Here is a 17820-nt window from a genome sequence, read left to right on the forward strand (position 1 = left end):
TAAAGAGCCTCTCTGCCGTAAAAACTACGGCAGAGAGAAGTACAAGAAAGTAAGAACAGGCAATCAATAACCTTTTTGGATACGACCAAACTGTTTGGACCATGCCTGTTGGTTGCCGTTCCAATAATCAGAGTTGGCAAAGGTCAGCCCCGAAAGGGTTCCTGTCGGGTCAAAAGCCGGCAAGGTCGGGATTTTTTTGCCAAGATCGACTTTCGCCGGATCTAGAGCAGGGGGATAATTTTGTCCCTCTGCAACAGCGACAGAGGCCTCTTTAGACAACATGAAGTTCAAAAGCTTTTCGCTCTCTTCCATGGGGGAGCCTTTGAGCACAAAAAGGCATTCCTGCCACCCAAACCCATTCGGTGGATCCATATACCCGATATCATGCCCCTGTTCTTGTAGGGCGAAGACCCGTCCGGACCACGCTTCAGTGACATAGATTTCTTCTTCCGCAAGCAGAGACATCAGTTCTGCCCCTGACCCCCAGTATTTTAGAAGTAAATCACGATGTGTCCGGATTACCTCCCAGATCGCATCCATGTCAGTCGCGTTATTCGGGTCCTGTCCGGTCTGAAGAGACGCATACCAAATCCGGGTGCGCCAATCACTCCATCCACCAATTTTACCTTTCAGGCGTTCATCAAGCAGAATCTTTGCGCCCTTTTCCTTCATCTCATCATCGGAAATGTGTTTGCGATTATAGGCAATACCTGTTGTTCCATAATCAAAGGGAACACAAGAAAGCGTGCCATCCGTTACCTCTCGAAAAACATCAACCAGCTTCGGAATGACATTTTTAAGGTTCGGAATATTTTTTTCATTCAGGGTACTTGTCAGACCCAGTTCATGATAGCGGGCGTAATCAAAGACCCCTGATAGGTGGGCAATATTATATTCACCTGTCTGGCTGGCTTTTACTCTGGAAATATATTCATCACCGCTCCCAAAGGTGCCGTCCACAACCTTGACGCCTGTTTCTTTGGTAAAGGGATCAAACGCATGTTTACGGAGGGCTTCAGATACCACACCACCCCAACCATCAAAACGGACCTCCTTAACAGCGGATAGCGCATTTTTAGCAAACGGTGTACTGACACCATACGCCAGCCCAGCGGCCCCGATCAGCCCCAGAAAAGAGCGTCGATCCAAATCGCCATTTTTATAACGATCAAGTAAACGGTCATATCTTTTTGAATTGTCCATGATTTCTTCTCTCTGTTTTAAGGGTTATTATTTTTATGACGTTCAAGAATTAAACTTGTTTAGGGATCAGGCTTGTTTCGCGGCAATGCGCCGGGCAATACCAAGCCCGATCAGGGGTAATCCCACCGTCAAAATGATCATGACGGACCCCAGCGCGTTGATTTCCGGAGAAATAGAATTCCGCAGCATTGAGAAAATTTGCGTCGGCACAGTCTCGATCCCTCCCGGTTTCCAGAAAAGCGTTCCGGTAATGTCATCAAAACTGATCGTGAAGGCAAAAAGCATCCCCGCAAAGATGGCAGGTGCAAGCAAAGGAAGCGTTATGGTCAGGAAAGCTTGGATCGGATTAGCGCCAAGACTCATCGCAGCTTCTTCATAATCTCTGCGAATACTGACAAGGCGTGCCTGCACAACAAGAACAACAAAAGGCAGTGTAAAGATCACATGCCCCAGTAGCAGTAAAAAGAAGCTTTTGTGCAAAGAAAGAAAATTAAGGAAAAGCAAAAGAGCAACGGCCAGAACAACCTCGGGAACCAAAACCGGCGCAATCAAAAGTGTTGAAATAAAATCCCGTCCGGGCACTTTATAACGGACCAGCGCCAAGCTCGCGAGAACTCCCAAGAAGGTCGAGATCAAAGCCGTCAAAGCCCCAAGTATCATAGACGTTTTGAACGCCCTGAGAATTGCCTCGTTCTCCCAAAGCTCAATAAACCAACGAAAGGAAAAACCCGTCACTGGAAAACTGCCGAACTGATTGCTGTTAAAGCTCAGCAAAACGACGACAGCAACGGGCAGAAACATGAACAGATAAACAGCAGCCGTCCACGCACGAATAACCGACCATCCCATTAGCTTAACCCCTTCATGAGCTGTGACATCCCAAAGAAACGGTTGTAGATAAGGATCAAGGCCCCCAATACCGCGACAAGAACAAGTGAAAGCGCTGAACCTAAGGGCCAATCCAGCTGTGTGATAATCGCTTCAAACACCAGATTGGCAAACATAGCATCGGTGGGACCGCCCAAGATCAAGGGCGTGATATAGGTGCCCGCACCAAGGACAAAACAGAGCAGCCCACCCGCAGCCAAACCGGGGAGTGATAAAGGCAACGTAACCTCTAGAAAGCTTTGCCATCTGGTGGAACCTAACGAACAGGCTGCATCTTCGAGCGTTTCGTCAATGCCTTCGACGCTGACGTATATGTTAAGGATCATAAAAGGCAGTAAGAAATGGATCAGCCCCAGGATAACCGTCGTCTCATTATAAAGAAGCTGAAGAGGTTCCGAAATAATTCCCGATGCGAGAAGCAGGGAATTCAACGCCCCGGAAACCCCCAAAATATTAATCCAGGACATGGTCCGAATTATGTAGCTAATCCAGAACGGTAACATCAGGCACATCAATAACATAGCCTTGTTCCGTCGGGAACGCGCAATGAAGTAAGCCGCAGGATATCCCAATATCGCACAAAGCACCGTCGTGATCGTTGCGATCTTCAACGTATGAAACAAGATATCCCGATAAAAGGAATCTGTCAGCACTTCAGCCCAATTGGTCAGGTAAAATCCCGGCTGATCCGCCCCACTTGCTGTTCGTAACCAAAATGAATAGACGACAACAAAGATTACCGGCACAACCAACAGAAAAAATATGGTTGTTAAAGCCGGAGAAAGCAGCAACCACGGACGCCGCGCCTCACGTTTTTCGAGTGTCATTGATCTACCCTGTTTTTTGAGTCACATCCTGTGAATCTTCACTTTGGAAAGCGTATGAATATGACTTTTGCCCAATATGATTTTTAGAGGTCTTGTTTTGTGGGCTATTGTCTTTTTCTATTTTTCTCTCCTCAAAGCCTCTCAAATCGCATAGCATTGATCAAATAGATAGTTAGAATTATGAGTATTGATTTAATTTATGCCCGATAAACTCTCCACGGACAGCGCAGAAAAATTAGCCCGTGACATGGACTGGAATTTACTGCGGACCTTTGTCGTTCTTGCGAAATCAAACAGCATTACCGATGCCGCAGAAAAAATGAGGCTGAAACAACCTACCATCTCAAGCGCACTCAAAAGACTTGAAGATCGGCTCGACAAACGTCTAATCGACAGATCACCGGGAAACTTTAAACTGACACAGGCTGGCGAACTTCTGGAAAAGGAGGCTATTGAGATACATGGGGCCATACTTCGCCTCAACACCTTGATGCGTGAGACTGTGGACGAAGTGCGAGGCCATGTTCAGATCGCCATGGCCAGCCATGTTATCTGCCCGCTGTTTGACAACACATTGACAGAGTTTCACAAGACACATCCTTTTGGAACCTTGTCCATTGATATATCAGCCAGCCGCTATGTAATCGACAAGGTCATGGCCCGTCGGGCTTCCATGGCAATCTGCCTGGTCAAAGACAAGAACCCTGCGCTGGAATACAAACGCCTTTTCAGAGAATATTTTGGCCTGTTCTGCGGACCTTCACACCCCCTTTTCGGGTTAGAAAATCTAACCAAAGCTGACCTTGCAGGGCATTCGACAGTAAGCTTTGTCACCGATCATATGAGTGACGCCCTCCGGCAAGTCACGTTAATGCGTGCAGATGCAGATTTGGAAGACCGGGTCGTTGGTACTTCTGCCAATCTAGAGGAAGTCAGAAGACTAATCATGGCCGGACTTGGCATCGGGCCACTACCAATCCACGTGGTCAAACGCGATATTGACGATGGGCATCTGTGGCGCCTTCCTCCCTATGACGCCCCTCCTGCTGTGGATGTCTATGTCGTCTGGAACCCCAAAGCACGCCTGAATCGCGCGGAACAGGCCTTTCTAGATATGCTCTTAGCACAAATTGATAAAACCCCAATGTCCGAGCGAGAATATATTTGAACTGCTTGAAACTTAGAATATGGAGTTTTCTATTCAAGATTATCGGGATTATATTGAGCTTATCATTAACCGTAAAAATAGCTTTGCAACGATCTTTTCGACACTGCCCGTCAACATATACGTTGACCGAACGCGTGAATGGCAATGTTTCACAGTATACATACAAATGCCAAACATCCCCTACCGTTTTCACGATAGAGTTTTTTTTGTTTTTATTGGTTGCGGGAGCTTGCGACCACCGATAATTTTAATGATGCCCATACATACCGACCATACAGAAGCCCTCTATTAATCGTGAGAGGAAACTATTTGATCAGTTAGTCAGCCAGAAAAGTACAGTAAAAACGTATGGGGAATTTATATGTGCCATGTTAATTTCCTATGGATTTTTAAGATATGACACGAATTGAGCTCTAACCGAGAAGATATTATGACAGACACGATTACGAATAAAAAAAACACGATACTTATTGTTGATGATGAACCCCAGATAAGGAAATTACTCAAGATTACCCTAAAAAGTGAAGGGTATAAACCCGAAGAGTGTGAGAGTGGAGCTCAAGCTGTCAGGATGAGTGCATCAATTAAGCCTGACCTGATCATTCTTGATCTTGGCTTGCCCGACATGGACGGTAAAGAGGTCATTGACAGTATCCGAGAGTGGTCTCAAGTCCCGATTATTGTTTGCTCAGTCCGTGACGCGGATAGCGAGGTTGTTGATGCACTTGGGCGCGGAGCAGATGACTATGTCACAAAACCATTTAATCCAGATATCCTGCTTGCACGTATTGAAGCCAACTTGCGGAAATCGGCAACACAAGAGGCAGGGGAGCCCGATTTAGAAAATGGTCGCATCAAAATGGATCTGGTACGTCACGAGGTTTTTGTTGATGGCGAAAGTACATTCTTCACACCAAAAGAATATGAGTTGTTGCGCTACTTCATGATTAATCGCGGCAAGATGATTACCCACAAACAGCTTTTAAAAGATGTTTGGGGCCCTGCACACGGCGAAGATATGCAATATCTCCGCGTTTATGTCAGTCAGCTTCGGGAAAAGATCGAACCCGATGTCAAAGATCCCACTTACGTCATTACAGAGCCCGGTATTGGCTATCGAATGGAAATAATGGACGCGATAGCTTCATACACAAAGGCCTAGACATACCCTTTTTCACAGGCGGTTAAAAAATTAACTTTCTTCGCCAGACAGAATAGTTAGAAACAGTAGAAGAAGCTTCCATATATAGGTAACAACCCAATACGGGCTGAGCTTTCAGAGAACAAACATCATTAATCATTGATGTGATTACTCTAGGCCAAGGCTCTATAAAAACATTCCAACATAAAAGCTGCCTAATGACAAAAAGCCCCCTTTCAAAAGAAAGGGGGCTTTTACCATCTAGATTATTTCTCTCTAGAATAACCGACTAGATCAAGATTTCTTCTTAGCCTTATAAAGCGTTACGACATGGTCCGCTTCGATTTCATTTTCGTCAAAGAAATCCTTGTCCATTTCACCAGATACATAAACTGTATCGCCTTTCTTGATACGTTGATATCCTTTATCATCCAATGGATTATAACTCATGTCATCGGTATCAATTGTGATACTGTTTTCGCCAACACCCAAGACAAAGTCACGGCCATCAACCTTCTGAACCGTACCGCGGATATTAACGAGAGCATCGTCCGGGATATCATCTAGGTTAGATGTTCTTGGTGTGAAGTAGTAAGTAGAATAATAATCTTCTTCATCCGCATCATTCGCAAAATAATAGGTATTCCGACTGTGTGCATAAATACTGTCTGCCTCAATTTTGCGCGCTTCATAAAGGTCCTGATCAATATCACCATAAACGGTAACCTTTTCACCAACCTTGATTGCACGAGCTTCATCATACCAGTCCCAATCATCCATCTCGATGGTAATTGATCCTTGTTTGCCATAACGCAGCTCAAATGCTTCGGGATAAGCTTTCGTAACTGTACCTGTAATACTAATCGCGCTCTCGTTCTGATAAGCATCACTATAAGGATCTTTTTTTTCAGCCTGTGCAACAGCCCCAAAAACCACTACGGATGTTGCTGTTATTGCTGTTGTCATCGTCAATTTGCGTAACATAAAATTCTCCTTTTAAACTTTTATTGGCTCTATAGAAGAAAAAATATTAAGCGGCGATGTTGTACGCATCCCCTTGTTTAAATATGTCCTGAATGATTTCAGCCCGTTCAGAGCTATCAGCTTCGACAACAAGCAAAATCGCACCATTTTTTACTTCATTTTCATATCGCTTGGCTTCATACTCTGGAACGCCAAATCCAACCAATGCACCGGTCAAACCACCCGTCGCGGCGCCAACGCCCGCGCCTGCAGCTGCAGCGACTGCCGTACCGTACACCACCAAATTCACACCTGGAATAAGGATTGTACCGGCCGCGGCTAAACCACCCGCGATAGCACCAATAATGCCACCTGCGGACGCACCAACAGCACCGCCTTCAGTTGCTTTAGTTCCCTTTTCTATATTAAAGGACTGACCGACAGAGCTATCTGTTGCAACCAAGCTCATTTGTTTTTCGGAAAAACCTGCTACCTCGAGTTTTAGCAACGCTTCTCTCGCAGCTGAATCTGTCTTGAATGTTGCTGATACTGTATGTGTCATAAGTTTACTCCTATTCAATATGGAACAAGCAATTGCCTGTACGTTTTAGAGAATATGAAGATCAACATCAGTATACGAGAGGAAGCAAAACCCCATAGCATCAACAGAGTATAAATTATCTATTTTCCAACTTTTTGAGCGCACCCTCTAATGCCGACTTTAACCCTTCCTCTAGCGAAGGATGATAAAAAGGTGTTTTTAGAATTTGGCTAAGAGTTAAGTGTTGCACCAACCCCAGACTTAAGAAATGTGCAAGGTGTTCGGCAGCTGGCGCCATAATTTCTGCTCCACGCAAACAGCCACTATTTCGGTCAGCAAACAGGCGGATTCTTCCAAAATTTTCACTCTCTATTCTAGCACGCCCTTGGTCCTCGAAGTTCGCCTCTCCAATAACGATATCATCATGACGCATAGCATATTCAGTGTCCCGCACAATCGCCGTCACAGGTTTGGTGAAAATAATCTGTATCCCACCGTGATGTGGAGCCTGCTTATTCCTCCTATGCAATGCATTATAGGCAGCTCGCTCGCCTTCATTAACAGCTTCGTGCAACACGGCCCGTTCATCAGTCGCATCACCAGCTATGTAAATCGGATAATCCTGGATTTGCATACTATGACGATTGAAAGAGGGCACTCCGTTACCATTAATCTTAAGCCCCAAACGTTTTAAACCAAGCTGACAAAGACTTGGTTTGCGCCCAGCAGCAACAAATATAGCGTCGACAGTTGCCTCTTGTGTTTCAGTATGAAGCAATAGGCCGCCTGGTACTCGTTTTACATCCGGATCACTGTTCAACCAAAGCTTCATATCTTCAGAAAGTGCCTCGATAATAGTGTTGTTAATTTTTGCATCACTCACGACACCCACTTTTTTACTTCGATTGATTGCCGTAACATCAACCCCAAGCATGGCAAGCGCCTGTGCCATTTCCAGACCAATAGCGCCCATACCAACAACCGCCATTCGCTTGGGTAAATCTCGTCGTTCAAAAAGTGTATCCGAAGTGATCAGCTGAGATTCAAACTCTTCATACTTTTTGGGAATAAAGGGATATGACCCTGTGGCAATAACACTATTTTTAGTATGAAAAAGGCGACCATCTGCGCGGATAGTTGTAGGTGTTTCATATCGAGCTCTACCCTGCACCATATAATCCTGCAAAGTTTCCATTTCTTCTTCTATATGGGACACAAAATAATCCCGCTTCTCTCTCACATTTTTTAAGACCTTAGGAAGGTCTGGCTTAATTAATTCCGCCCCCACAATCCCAGCGTCGGGCATTTTTTTATGCGTATCATATAATTTTGCTGCATGTATTAAACTCTTTGACGGCATACACCCTACACGCGCACATGTTGTTCCAACGGGGCCATCGTGTATCAAAAGCACATTATCAGTATATTTTTTTGCTTCCTTTAATGCCGATAAGCCAGCAGTACCTGCGCCAATAATAATTAAATCAAACTCGTGATATGTACGCGCCATTGTTTATCTCCTCTGTTGCATACCTATCACACAAAAAATCCCCTAAATTTACGATGTCGTAATGACCACAACACCATAAATAGAGCATTAATCCCCCGGCCAGTTAATGCTCTGTTTATGTTTTCGCTAACAGCTAAGGGACGAAAATTGAGGACGAAGATGAGACGCTTTAGTACGTAAAAAAACGAAAGGAACTAAACCATGTTAAGATGGGCACTTATCTTTTTTATTCTCGCGTTATTAACTGGCGTACTCGGTTTTGGTGGTATTGCAGGAACATTTGCTATGGCAGCAAAGTGGTTATTCATCGCATTTGTCGTCCTATTTGCAATCACAATCATTGCCAACCTAGTTTCAGGTAAAAAGACAAATCCCCCAATATAAAATTAAAAGAGACTGGCAGAGAGTTAATCCAACCCCTGGTTGTTTTAATTGGTAATTTTTTTGATATGCTTTCCTGCTACAACAAAGGCAGGAAAGCATCATGACACGAACCGCAGACAAAATGTTGGAAATAACTGAGGCTTGTCGCAGTGATTTGAGGTTATTCGAAGATCAAATCGCAACCTTCAGTAAGTACCACAGCCTCACTAAAGAAGAATATCAGCAAAACAACCAGTCGTGTTACGATTTCCAAAATCGTATAAAACGTCGAATACACCTTTTGACGACAATATTGGAAACAAATTCGACAGATATTTTAAATAGTATTATGCAACAGCCCCCAACAGTAGCTTCTTCCTAGAAGCTGCCAGCTATACTTACCTATTAAATCTTAACCAACGGCGTTTTCTATCAACGACAAGGTAATTTTTCCTCTATAATTTCTAGAAGATCTTCCACCACAAATGGTTTAGTCAAATATCCGCTCGCCCCCTTATCAAACGCTTCCTTGATCGTTTCCCTCGCCTTACGAACGGATAACACAAGCACTGGAAGTTTATTGTCAGGTTGGATTTTTTTAATCTCAGGAAGAATTTCCAATCCATCAATATCCGGTAAACCAAGGTCTAAAACCACCAAGTCAGGGTAAACCTTTTTACAAAGTTCCAAGCCTTCAAGAGCGGTGGAAGCTTCGTGAAATTCAGCACCTTCATCCTCGAGTGAGACCCGCAAAAAAGTTCGAATGGAGGGCGTATCATCAATCGCTACTATTTTTGTGCCGTCCAAACTCATGCCAATTCATTCCTTTCTTTTTTTCCTTCCCCAAATGTTTTTTTCTCTGGCGATTTTGCCTTTGCCCTGTGCGCAAATGACTTCATATTGGGGAACCAGAGGGAAAATTCAGCACCGCCAGATTCATGATTACGAACAGTGATGCTTCCCTGCTGTTTTTCCATAACTGCTTTGGATATAGCTAACCCCAGGCCGGTTCCTGCTACTTGAGAATCAGACTGCTTTAAACGTTCATATTTATCGAAGACAGCCTCTAATTTCCCTTCCGGAATACCAGGTCCTTGATCTTTAACCTTGAAGGCAAAGCCATTATTCTCTGCACAAAGTCTAATCATAATCTTTGTGCCTTTGGGGGAGTATTTTACGGCATTATCAACCACGTTTTGTAACACTTGCTCTGTCATCATTCTATCCATCATGACTTCAAAGGAAGCATCAGAATTATTGACAACCAATTCATGATTCAAGAGACGTTGGCGCATTCTTTTTTTTATATTCTGTAATATTTTTTCTGGATTGACCCAATCAACATCAAACGTAATTTCACCACTTTCGATACGTGTCATATCCAGGATATTTGAAATAAAGCTGTCCAAACGTTGAGATTCTTCCAAAGCGGTATCAATCAATTCGTCCGATGTTTCACTATCCAGACGCCCCGCTTTCTTCATTCGGTTATGAACACTCAAACTGCCAATGATTGACGCTAAAGGTGTTTTAAGATCATGAGAAACACTGGACAAAAGCATCGCGCGTAATTTTTCACGCTCTTCGCGCATGCGACTTTCACTCATCATCTTGGTCAGCTCAATCCGCTCAAGAATACTGGCGGCCTGATCAGCAAGCGCAGAAAGAAGCCGCCCAAAAGAAGAATCCAGCCGAATATGTAGTGGTACTTTAATCGCGATAACACCAATTTCGCCATTATGTGTTGTCAGAGGCTCAAAGCGCCAAATAGAATCAAACCGGCTGGCGGTTCCAAGCCCCGTTGTTCGCACCTCATCCCAACACAATTGTAGTGATTTATTATCCTCAGGCGTTAAATCTGCCTGTTCAGGGTATACCAGCTCTAGTGCATCTGGATTCATTGCAGGGGGAAGAAAGAATGCGATATCCATTTCCAATAATCGGGATAGCTCATCATAAAGTATAGCCAAAGCACCGTCCCTATCAGATGCCTCACTCGCAAGGCGATGTACCTTGTACAATGCCTGTGATCTTTTCTCCTTACGGGCTAATGAGGTGGTCCATGCTTTATTGTAGCCCCCCATAACAGATATAATAACCGCAGAAGAAAGGAACACGAATAAACTGACGGCGTCAGCTGTATGGCTTATTCCAAATCCAGAATATGGGGCAACATAGAAATAATTTATCGTTGAAAACCCGGCAATAGCAGACACCAAACCAGATACAAGCCCATACCGAAGAGATGTAATAATAGATGCAACCAAGAAAAAGGCCGTCACGTTATGTACCTGGGCTGTCCATCCAATTCCAGATACCTGCATACGTAAAATTTCTGACGCGATATAAGCGAGCGCTACAGAAACTAACGCAAACCCGATTTCTTTTAGCTTGATATCTTTTAACTGTAATCTGTCAAACCAACTCGGTGTATACTGCCTGCCCACAAGAGGTACAATCTGAACACCTGTAGAGAAAACCCTGACCTCTCGCATAACACGTTCCGCAAGAGAAGCTTTCAATTCATTCAAAAAGCCCTCTTTACCGCTTTGTCCCATTATCAACGTCTGAATGGGCATTCCTTCGTCATGGGCAGATGCTATAAAATTTCTAATCCCACCAATAACATCACCATGCTCCACAGTGTGAACATTGGCCCCCACTTCTTCTGCTACGGTCAAAAGACGAAGTATCCGCTCTCGAGCATCCCTCTCTAGCGTGAAATGTTCAGGCGTTTCAACATACAACACTCCCCAAGGGAGGCCCGTTTCTCTGGATTTATTCGCTGCAGCACGCAGTAACACATTGCTTTTAGGATGTGCATCGATACAGACTAAGATTTGATTTTTGTTTTTCATCTTCGTACTTTTGATTATGATATTTTGTCCATCATTTTAGTCTGTAGGATATAAATTCTCCATAAAGAGATGAAAAAAGGCGGCACAAAGGCCGCCCTTTACTATATTTTCATTTGAAGACGCTAGTTTGCAGCATCCTGAAGCTCATCACCAGCATCCTCAATAGCGTCTCCGATGTCTTCACCAAGAGTACGATTGGGGTCCAACTCTTCAGAAGCGTCTTCAACGCCATCGCCAACTTCTTCAGCAGCATCACCAAGTCGCTCCCCAAGGGTGGGGTCGTTCTGCAAGCTGACACCGACAACAACAGCAACCAAGACTGCGGCACCGATCAATACCATATATATTTTTTTCATAATCACCTCTTATTGTATTGTCGAACGAAGCATCCATGCCGCTTCGTCATGCGCTGCCATCCGGGCCACCATCATATCAACAGTAACTTCATCCCCAGAATCTTCGGCAACCCTAAGAACCTCACGCGCTTCCTTTGAACAGGTCTCATTATCCCGGAGCAAATTCTCAACCATCTGCTTCGCATCATCTGGTAACGCATCATCCTCATCCACAGAAGACAAATCCATATAAGCTTTAAAAGTACCCGGCGTGAAATGTCCGAGAGCGCGAATGCGTTCAGCCAACTCATCACCCGTCTTATGTAAGCCTTCATATTGCTGCTCAAAAAGTGAATGCAAACTATGAAACTGAACGCCCGTTACATTCCAGTGATAATAAAGAGCTTTCATATATAACGTATAAGTAGAAGCAAGGAACCCAGAAAGCTTTTCAGCTACGTCGGCTCTTTGCTTTTCCCTAACACCAATATCGACAGCTTTATCATCCATAATTTTTAATGTAGATACCGTCAAAATACTCTCCTTTATCTAATCTTAACGTACTAGCGAATTGACCAATCACGCGCAAAATCACCCTTGCCAATTAAATTTACTTAACACTCGCAAACGAGTTTGGCTTATGGGTAGCCCATGAATTCGGGATGCAGTTAATCATCCCTGTCTCTCAAACGAACCTATGGAGTTTTACTTCAAGACGCAGTACGTTCGTGCAGGAAGAATCATCAATTATGTATAAATTACGACTTAGCTTGGGCTTCTTCCAGTTCTGATTTTGGCCGGTTATTAAGTACGTCAAGACCACTGCGGATGTGTAGATCTCGTTGCGGGAATGGAATCTCTATGCCGTGCTCTTTAAAAGAATCCCAAATGGTGAACATTACATCGCTCTGTGCGCGCCAACGCCCCGTCGTCACATCTTCCAGCCAGAATGTAAGCAAGAAGTTGACCGAATTATCGCCGTACTCCCGCATAAAACACTTGGGATTATGCTCTCCTTCGGATATCGCATTCTCATACTTATTTGCAGCATCCAAAATCAAACCATAAGCCCGATGCATATCCGTCCCATAAGAAACACCCACTGGTATATCTATTCGACCATTTGTACTGCTATGTGTCAGATTTGCGACCCGTGACGTTATGAAGTCTTCGTTGGGGACCATGACCTCTTTGCCATCAAATGTCTCTACGACGCTTGCACGCGCGCCAAGCTTGCGAACATAACCAAAAATACCGTCGTTCATCTCAATCAGATCATTAATGTTAATCGTCTTTTCGGTTAACAAAATAATTCCGCTGGTAAAATTCGACGCAATTTTTTGTAACCCGAACCCCAGACCAACACCTAATGCACCACTAAAGACAGCCAAGGCCGTCAAATCAATGCCGATAAGATTGAGCGTAACCATGAACAGAACAGCGTAAAGCACAATGTCAAAAAGCTTGATCAGCAGCTCTTTTGTCGCACGCGTCAGGGAATCGCTTCCACGAATATACCCTTCGCCACTATTACTCGCCACCTTTCCAATCCAAATAACAATACTGACAAAAAACACCGCTTTAATAAATGTATAGGCCGTGATCTTCACTTCACCCAATGTAAAGCCATATGCATCAAGATAGGTCGCGACCGGATCGAACCACCCAAACAGCTGTAACAGGGCAGCGGGCAAGAGAATCCATATACCTACCGTACGCACCAGTGTGCTGGTCACAAAAGCTCGTAGAGTCACCCACATCAACCAGACAATAGCAACACGCTGGGCGACATGAATAATATCCACCTCACCAATAAAAGTTTCCGCAAAAGGTTCCCCGACGATAAGAAGAAGAATCGTCAACAGAGGGATAAGTAATCGACCAGATCGACGCATGAACCAACGCCTTGAAAAGGTCTTAACTCGCCCATCAGGCTCCTTGACGGACAAAAATAAATTCCGCGCAAGAGCCGTAATTCCATATGCAACCATCAAAGATACAAGGACATAAATCATCTGATGATAGGTTTCAGGCGCCGTTAGCCAGAATTCAGCTTCTTCATAGACAGATGAGGCTGCATGCTTTGCGACGTCAACGTACTCATTACCAATGTATTCATTTTCGTTCATGTCATCCATCTCACTTAAAATTTAGAGAGATGATAATTGATGCCACATCAATGCTCGGCACGAAGGGGCATAGCAAAGCATAAAGCGATCATCAATTAATGCTGCCTTTATGAATCCATTACTTCCATCCTATTTAACGCTGACACCAATCAAGTCATATTCCCAATCACGTCAAGCGACGGTACTTAAACAATATTAAGGAGAACGATATGAATCGCGAAATTATCAAAGGTAAGTGGAACCAACTTAAAGGTACTGTTCAGAAAGAATGGGGCGAATTAACAAACGACGAGGTCGATCAAGTCAACGGTGATGCAACGAAGCTCGCAGGTCTTATCCAAGAACGTTACGGGAAATCAATAGAAGAGTCCGAACGTGAAGTTGACGAGTGGCAAAAACGTACAGGCGCCTAACATTCACCAGACACGATAAGGAGAATCACCATGGATCTTATCCGTATATTATTTGCCATTCTATTGCCACCACTCGGTGTGTTCTTGCAGGTGGGATTAGGTAAACACTTTTGGTTGAACATACTATTAACCTTGCTAGGTTACATCCCTGGTATCGTACACGCAGTCTATATTATCGCCTCACGACCTGATCATAGAGTGGTATAAATTTTAACACCAAAATGCAGAGACCCTATACAGGTCTCTGCATTTTTTTGAGGCCCCCCATGACACCCAATGAATACCCTATTGATACTATTTTAATTACATTATTATCCGCTGCTCTTCTTATTCTTATCGGGACATTGTTAAGAAAAGCAATTCCTGTTCTCGATCGTATCCACCTACCTGCTTCGGTCATCGGTGGTGTGGTTGGATTGATCATTGGCCCCCAATTATTGGGGGGTAAAATCCTTCAAGACAGTCATCTGGAAAAACAATTTTCTGATATTTATGCCATAGGAAAACTGCTGCCAGGGTATTTAATTATTGTCGTCTTTGCTGCCCTGATGATGGGCTCCAGAATACCTACTATTGGGAAAATTTGGTCATATTCATCTTCCAACCTTGTCACAGGGTACTTGATTACCTGGGGGCAATATATTGTGGGCATACTATTAACTCTACTTGTGCTTATTCCATTTTTTGATGCCAATCCTCTCAGCAGTGTTTTAATAGCTATCGGCTTTCAAGGTGGCTATGGAACTGCAGCAGGATTAGGAAGCACATACAAAGATTTGGGGTTTGATGCTGGTTACGATCTTGCATTGGGTATGGCAACAGCTGGTAAAGTATCCGCAATATTGGTCGGCTTAATTCTTGTTAATTTCGCGGTAAAAAAAGAGCAGATGCAATCCCCTAAAGATAAAAAAATTGAACATCTCCAAGAAGAAATTCCAGAAATAGAAGCCAAAACACTTTTCGCTAAAAAACGAAAAGAAGGCTACCTATCTGCTGATGCTCTACTATTACATTTCTCACTGCTTTGTGTTGCCATCATCATCGGTTGGGGCATCAAAGAAATTTTACTGGTCATTGAAAATTTATTTTTAACCACAGAACAGAATGGCATAATTCAGTACATTCCCCTCTTCCCTATGGCCTTGATAGGCGGCATATTATTACAGCTATTCATTAGCAAAATAGACCAAGAAGACCTTCTGAACGAACAGCACCTCTATTCTATCAGCCACAGCTTTCTAGATTTATTAATCGTCGTCGCTATTGCCACCCTCTCCCTCAAAGCTCTTCAGGAAAACTGGTTGTTGCTCACGCTTTTGATTAGCACAGGTATCGGTTGGAACTTACTGGTCTTTTTCTTTATAGCACCAAGACTTTATAAAAATGCCCCCTGGACCCGAGGCTTGGGTGATTTTGCTCACTCCACAGGTGCAACCACATCCGGCCTATTGCTGATGAAGGTTGTTGACCCCAATGATGAAACTGGGGCGAGGTCGAGTTTTAGCCTCAAACAACCTTTCTATGAGCCAATTGTTGGCGGTGGCTTCATCACGGCCATGGCTCTGCCATTGGTTCATGCAACTGGACTATGGGGCGCACTGGGTCTCGCCCTGCTACTCTTTATTATTACGATTTTTGCGGGTTTAAAATCAGTTGGCGTAAAAAAGGGAAACCCTCTGTTCCATAAAGAATAAGCTTTCATTTTTCAGACTGTATTTATCAATATGTAAAACATCACATTGGATAAAAGGTTGCCGTTATTTCTGGGCTCAAATGCTCTCTCACAATACGTTAAAACAATAATCTTTGCAGGTAACTCATGACAGATAGAACATTACAGTATCGCTATTTAGGTTTTATCTCTCTGGTACTTGGCTTTGCCGTCGTGCACTGGCTTAAACCTGTTTTACTCCCCGTGACAATCGCCCTTTTCATGACTGCCGTCGCATGGCCGATTAATACGTGGTTAAATAAAATATTCCCCAAACGGATTAGCCATATACTCTCTTATGTTGCTTTAATATGTATTCTGAGCATGTTCGCGGGTATTTGCCATATGGCAATTGCAGAATTTACAGCAAGCTTCCCCAAATACGAAATTCAATTTATCACACTACTTCAAGATTTTCGCTCTGTTTTACGGGATTTTGGGTTCCCCCCGCCAGGAGAAGTTAAGCCAGAGCAAATACAAGATCTCATTACGCCTTTGATTACCACTTTCTATACAACACTTGGTCATACAGTTCTTGTCGTTGCCTTGGTCATGCTTGGATTACCCGAGCTTATCTACTGGGAAGACAAACTTGAAAATTGCCTAGGTAAAACCAATGGTAATCGGTGGGGAAAAGCCGCAACCGACGCAGCCAAGTCTTTTCATAAGTATATGACGGTCATGACGGGGATTGGCGCCATCTCGGCCGTACTAACAACTGGCTTCGCGTGGATCACGGGATTGGATTTTGCACTTTTATGGGGCTTATTGGCCTTTATATTTAACTTTATCCCCGTTCTTGGGGCGATGCTTATCCTTATTCCAACAACCTTCATGGCAATAATGCAGTTCGGGGATACATCCCAAGTTTGGGTGATCTTAGTCGGAATGGGAACAATTCAATTTTTCATCGGAAACGTCGTAGATCCAAAATTTCAAGGTAAGTTCCTCTCAATGTCTCCTATTGTTATATTGATAAGTATTGCATTCTGGAGCTTCCTTTGGGGGGTACCTGGTGCCTTTTTAGCCGTACCACTCACCCACATCTTTATGGTTACCTGCTATCAATTTCCAAACACAAAAAAGATTGCCTGCCTGCTTTCTGAAGGGAAAGGTACCTGTGACGTCTAATATTTTATACTCACCTTATGTTTATAAAGCTCTCTTGCTATCGATACTTTATCTACTGCGCATTATCCTTTGATAACAGATCACAAGATGGTCGTTAACCAACAAAGGAGTTCAAAACAATGAAACTACTTAAATCATTGAAGGTGCTATCGGTGTTTACGACCTTGCTATTCAGCATCGGCGCCTTAAGCGCTTGTAATACTATTGAAGGCGCAGGCAAAGACATTGAGGCAGCTGGTGAATCTATCGAAGATGCAGCAGACGACGACTAAACTTGAAAGGCAGGCTAGCTTTTTAGTTTAGATAAAGATCTCCATAAAAACAAAAGGGTGTCAGCTGGCACCCTTTTGTTTTCTGCACCTATTTTTGAAACCTAACAATATTGAGAATAATTGCGTGAAACATAGAAAGAACTCTCATCCCATAGATAACTATGTCGGTAAAAAGCTAAGAATGCGCAGGACAATACTCGGCATCAGTCAGGCGGAATTGGCTGATAAAGTTGGAATAAGCCCTCAGCAAGTACAAAAATACGAAGCAGCTATTAATCGTATATCCGTCTCCAAATTATGGGATTTTGCCAAAGCACTTAACACCAACACTGAATACTTCTTTCGCGGCTATAAGGACTGATAAGTC

At 43.7% G+C, this 17820-nt stretch carries 20 protein-coding genes; 9 read left to right on the plus strand and 11 right to left on the minus strand.

From position 1 onward, the window contains the following. Positions 1-63: 63 nt before the first annotated feature. The 3 genes from ACN0QW_RS14990 to ACN0QW_RS15000 form a co-directional block, all read right to left on the minus strand. On the minus strand, positions 64-1203 hold the full coding sequence (locus ACN0QW_RS14990; RefSeq protein WP_417432420.1) for an ABC transporter substrate-binding protein: 1140 nt from the start codon (positions 1201-1203) through the stop codon (positions 64-66). Positions 1204-1269: 66 nt separating this feature from the next. Continuing rightward, positions 1270-2052 carry an ABC transporter permease gene (locus tag ACN0QW_RS14995; RefSeq protein ID WP_299381259.1) on the minus strand — a complete coding sequence of 261 codons (783 nt, stop codon included), beginning with the start codon at positions 2050-2052 and terminating at the stop codon, positions 1270-1272. Continuing rightward, positions 2052-2918, minus strand: coding sequence for an ABC transporter permease (locus tag ACN0QW_RS15000; RefSeq protein WP_299381261.1), 867 nt, complete (start codon positions 2916-2918; stop codon positions 2052-2054). The genes ACN0QW_RS14995 and ACN0QW_RS15000 overlap by 1 nt, the downstream gene beginning before the upstream one ends. A 199-nt stretch (positions 2919-3117) precedes the next feature. Between ACN0QW_RS15000 and ACN0QW_RS15005 the strand changes: the two genes are divergently transcribed. Continuing rightward, positions 3118-4086, plus strand: coding sequence for a LysR family transcriptional regulator (locus ACN0QW_RS15005; protein WP_417432423.1), 969 nt, complete (start codon positions 3118-3120; stop codon positions 4084-4086). Between the two features lie 430 nt (positions 4087-4516). Beyond that, a complete protein-coding gene (locus ACN0QW_RS15010) occupies positions 4517-5248 on the plus strand; it encodes a response regulator transcription factor (protein WP_299381097.1) in 732 nt (243 codons plus the stop codon). A 273-nt stretch (positions 5249-5521) separates the two neighbouring features. On the opposite strand, the gene ACN0QW_RS15015 is transcribed toward ACN0QW_RS15010, so the two are convergent. The 3 genes from ACN0QW_RS15015 to ACN0QW_RS15025 form a co-directional block, all read right to left on the minus strand. Then, positions 5522-6211 carry a hypothetical protein gene (locus ACN0QW_RS15015; protein ID WP_299381096.1) on the minus strand — a complete coding sequence of 230 codons (690 nt, stop codon included), beginning with the start codon at positions 6209-6211 and terminating at the stop codon, positions 5522-5524. 46 nt (positions 6212-6257) lie between these two features. After that, positions 6258-6752 (minus strand): hypothetical protein, encoded by a 495-nt coding sequence (locus ACN0QW_RS15020; protein ID WP_299381094.1) that lies wholly within the window; start codon positions 6750-6752, stop codon positions 6258-6260. A 115-nt stretch (positions 6753-6867) separates the two neighbouring features. Beyond that, complete coding sequence (locus tag ACN0QW_RS15025) at positions 6868-8241, minus strand: dihydrolipoyl dehydrogenase (protein ID WP_417432425.1); 1374 nt, start codon at positions 8239-8241, stop codon at positions 6868-6870. A 201-nt stretch (positions 8242-8442) separates the two neighbouring features. On the opposite strand from ACN0QW_RS15025, the gene ACN0QW_RS15030 reads away from it, so the two are divergent. Continuing rightward, a complete protein-coding gene (locus ACN0QW_RS15030) occupies positions 8443-8625 on the plus strand; it encodes a DUF1328 domain-containing protein (protein ID WP_085902062.1) in 183 nt (60 codons plus the stop codon). A 411-nt stretch (positions 8626-9036) separates the two neighbouring features. Here the strand turns inward: ACN0QW_RS15030 and ACN0QW_RS15035 are convergent, their stop codons facing one another. The 5 genes from ACN0QW_RS15035 to ACN0QW_RS15055 all read right to left on the minus strand — a co-directional run bounded on the left by ACN0QW_RS15035 (position 9037) and on the right by ACN0QW_RS15055 (position 13926). Next, a complete protein-coding gene (locus ACN0QW_RS15035; protein WP_299372957.1) occupies positions 9037-9417 on the minus strand; it encodes a response regulator in 381 nt (126 codons plus the stop codon). After that, positions 9414-11462, minus strand: a complete 2049-nt coding sequence (locus ACN0QW_RS15040) for an ATP-binding protein (protein WP_417432428.1) — start codon at positions 11460-11462, stop codon at positions 9414-9416. Before ACN0QW_RS15040 ends, ACN0QW_RS15035 begins: the two co-directional genes overlap by 4 nt. Positions 11463-11584: 122 nt before the next feature. Further along, positions 11585-11818: a hypothetical protein gene (locus ACN0QW_RS15045; RefSeq protein ID WP_299372952.1), complete on the minus strand. Its 234-nt coding sequence runs from the start codon at positions 11816-11818 to the stop codon at positions 11585-11587. A gap of 9 nt (positions 11819-11827) precedes the next feature. Continuing rightward, positions 11828-12331 carry a Dps family protein gene (locus tag ACN0QW_RS15050; RefSeq protein WP_299372950.1) on the minus strand — a complete coding sequence of 168 codons (504 nt, stop codon included), beginning with the start codon at positions 12329-12331 and terminating at the stop codon, positions 11828-11830. Between the two features lie 224 nt (positions 12332-12555). Then, the gene (locus ACN0QW_RS15055; RefSeq protein ID WP_417432431.1) at positions 12556-13926 is read right to left on the minus strand and encodes a mechanosensitive ion channel family protein; all 1371 of its coding nucleotides are present in this window, start codon (positions 13924-13926) and stop codon (positions 12556-12558) included. Positions 13927-14135: 209 nt separating this feature from the next. Here ACN0QW_RS15055 and ACN0QW_RS15060 point away from each other — a divergent pair, with 209 nt between their 5' ends. The 6 genes from ACN0QW_RS15060 (at position 14136) to ACN0QW_RS15085 (ending at position 17814) form a co-directional block, all read left to right on the plus strand. Continuing rightward, positions 14136-14339 (plus strand): CsbD family protein, encoded by a 204-nt coding sequence (locus tag ACN0QW_RS15060; RefSeq protein WP_417432433.1) that lies wholly within the window; start codon positions 14136-14138, stop codon positions 14337-14339. Between the two features lie 30 nt (positions 14340-14369). Beyond that, entirely contained in the window at positions 14370-14546 is a 177-nt protein-coding gene (locus ACN0QW_RS15065; RefSeq protein ID WP_417432435.1) for a YqaE/Pmp3 family membrane protein, read from the plus strand. 59 nt (positions 14547-14605) lie between these two features. Beyond that, on the plus strand, positions 14606-16033 hold the full coding sequence (locus tag ACN0QW_RS15070; protein WP_417432437.1) for a sodium/glutamate symporter: 1428 nt from the start codon (positions 14606-14608) through the stop codon (positions 16031-16033). A 125-nt stretch (positions 16034-16158) separates the two neighbouring features. Further along, complete coding sequence (locus ACN0QW_RS15075; protein WP_417432439.1) at positions 16159-17181, plus strand: AI-2E family transporter; 1023 nt, start codon at positions 16159-16161, stop codon at positions 17179-17181. A 119-nt stretch (positions 17182-17300) separates the two neighbouring features. After that, on the plus strand, positions 17301-17453 hold the full coding sequence (locus ACN0QW_RS15080; RefSeq protein WP_299377936.1) for an entericidin A/B family lipoprotein: 153 nt from the start codon (positions 17301-17303) through the stop codon (positions 17451-17453). 124 nt (positions 17454-17577) lie between these two features. After that, entirely contained in the window at positions 17578-17814 is a 237-nt protein-coding gene (locus ACN0QW_RS15085) for a helix-turn-helix domain-containing protein (protein ID WP_417432441.1), read from the plus strand. Positions 17815-17820 lie beyond the last annotated feature (6 nt).

Source organism: Kiloniella sp. (assembly GCF_048259265.1).
GTDB lineage: Bacteria > Pseudomonadota > Alphaproteobacteria > Kiloniellales > Kiloniellaceae > Kiloniella.

Coding starts and splice junctions, on each gene's coding strand:
- ACN0QW_RS14990 (WP_417432420.1), bottom strand. CDS start 1,203: ATGGACAATTCAAAAAGATATGACCGTTTACTTGATCGTTATAAAAAT.
- ACN0QW_RS14995 (WP_299381259.1), bottom strand. CDS start 2,052: ATGGGATGGTCGGTTATTCGTGCGTGGACGGCTGCTGTTTATCTGTTC.
- ACN0QW_RS15000 (WP_299381261.1), bottom strand. CDS start 2,918: ATGACACTCGAAAAACGTGAGGCGCGGCGTCCGTGGTTGCTGCTTTCT.
- ACN0QW_RS15005 (WP_417432423.1), top strand. CDS start 3,118: ATGCCCGATAAACTCTCCACGGACAGCGCAGAAAAATTAGCCCGTGAC.
- ACN0QW_RS15010 (WP_299381097.1), top strand. CDS start 4,517: ATGACAGACACGATTACGAATAAAAAAAACACGATACTTATTGTTGAT.
- ACN0QW_RS15015 (WP_299381096.1), bottom strand. CDS start 6,211: ATGTTACGCAAATTGACGATGACAACAGCAATAACAGCAACATCCGTA.
- ACN0QW_RS15020 (WP_299381094.1), bottom strand. CDS start 6,752: ATGACACATACAGTATCAGCAACATTCAAGACAGATTCAGCTGCGAGA.
- ACN0QW_RS15025 (WP_417432425.1), bottom strand. CDS start 8,241: ATGGCGCGTACATATCACGAGTTTGATTTAATTATTATTGGCGCAGGT.
- ACN0QW_RS15030 (WP_085902062.1), top strand. CDS start 8,443: ATGTTAAGATGGGCACTTATCTTTTTTATTCTCGCGTTATTAACTGGC.
- ACN0QW_RS15035 (WP_299372957.1), bottom strand. CDS start 9,417: ATGAGTTTGGACGGCACAAAAATAGTAGCGATTGATGATACGCCCTCC.
- ACN0QW_RS15040 (WP_417432428.1), bottom strand. CDS start 11,462: ATGAAAAACAAAAATCAAATCTTAGTCTGTATCGATGCACATCCTAAA.
- ACN0QW_RS15045 (WP_299372952.1), bottom strand. CDS start 11,818: ATGAAAAAAATATATATGGTATTGATCGGTGCCGCAGTCTTGGTTGCT.
- ACN0QW_RS15055 (WP_417432431.1), bottom strand. CDS start 13,926: ATGAACGAAAATGAATACATTGGTAATGAGTACGTTGACGTCGCAAAG.
- ACN0QW_RS15060 (WP_417432433.1), top strand. CDS start 14,136: ATGAATCGCGAAATTATCAAAGGTAAGTGGAACCAACTTAAAGGTACT.
- ACN0QW_RS15065 (WP_417432435.1), top strand. CDS start 14,370: ATGGATCTTATCCGTATATTATTTGCCATTCTATTGCCACCACTCGGT.
- ACN0QW_RS15070 (WP_417432437.1), top strand. CDS start 14,606: ATGACACCCAATGAATACCCTATTGATACTATTTTAATTACATTATTA.
- ACN0QW_RS15075 (WP_417432439.1), top strand. CDS start 16,159: ATGACAGATAGAACATTACAGTATCGCTATTTAGGTTTTATCTCTCTG.
- ACN0QW_RS15080 (WP_299377936.1), top strand. CDS start 17,301: ATGAAACTACTTAAATCATTGAAGGTGCTATCGGTGTTTACGACCTTG.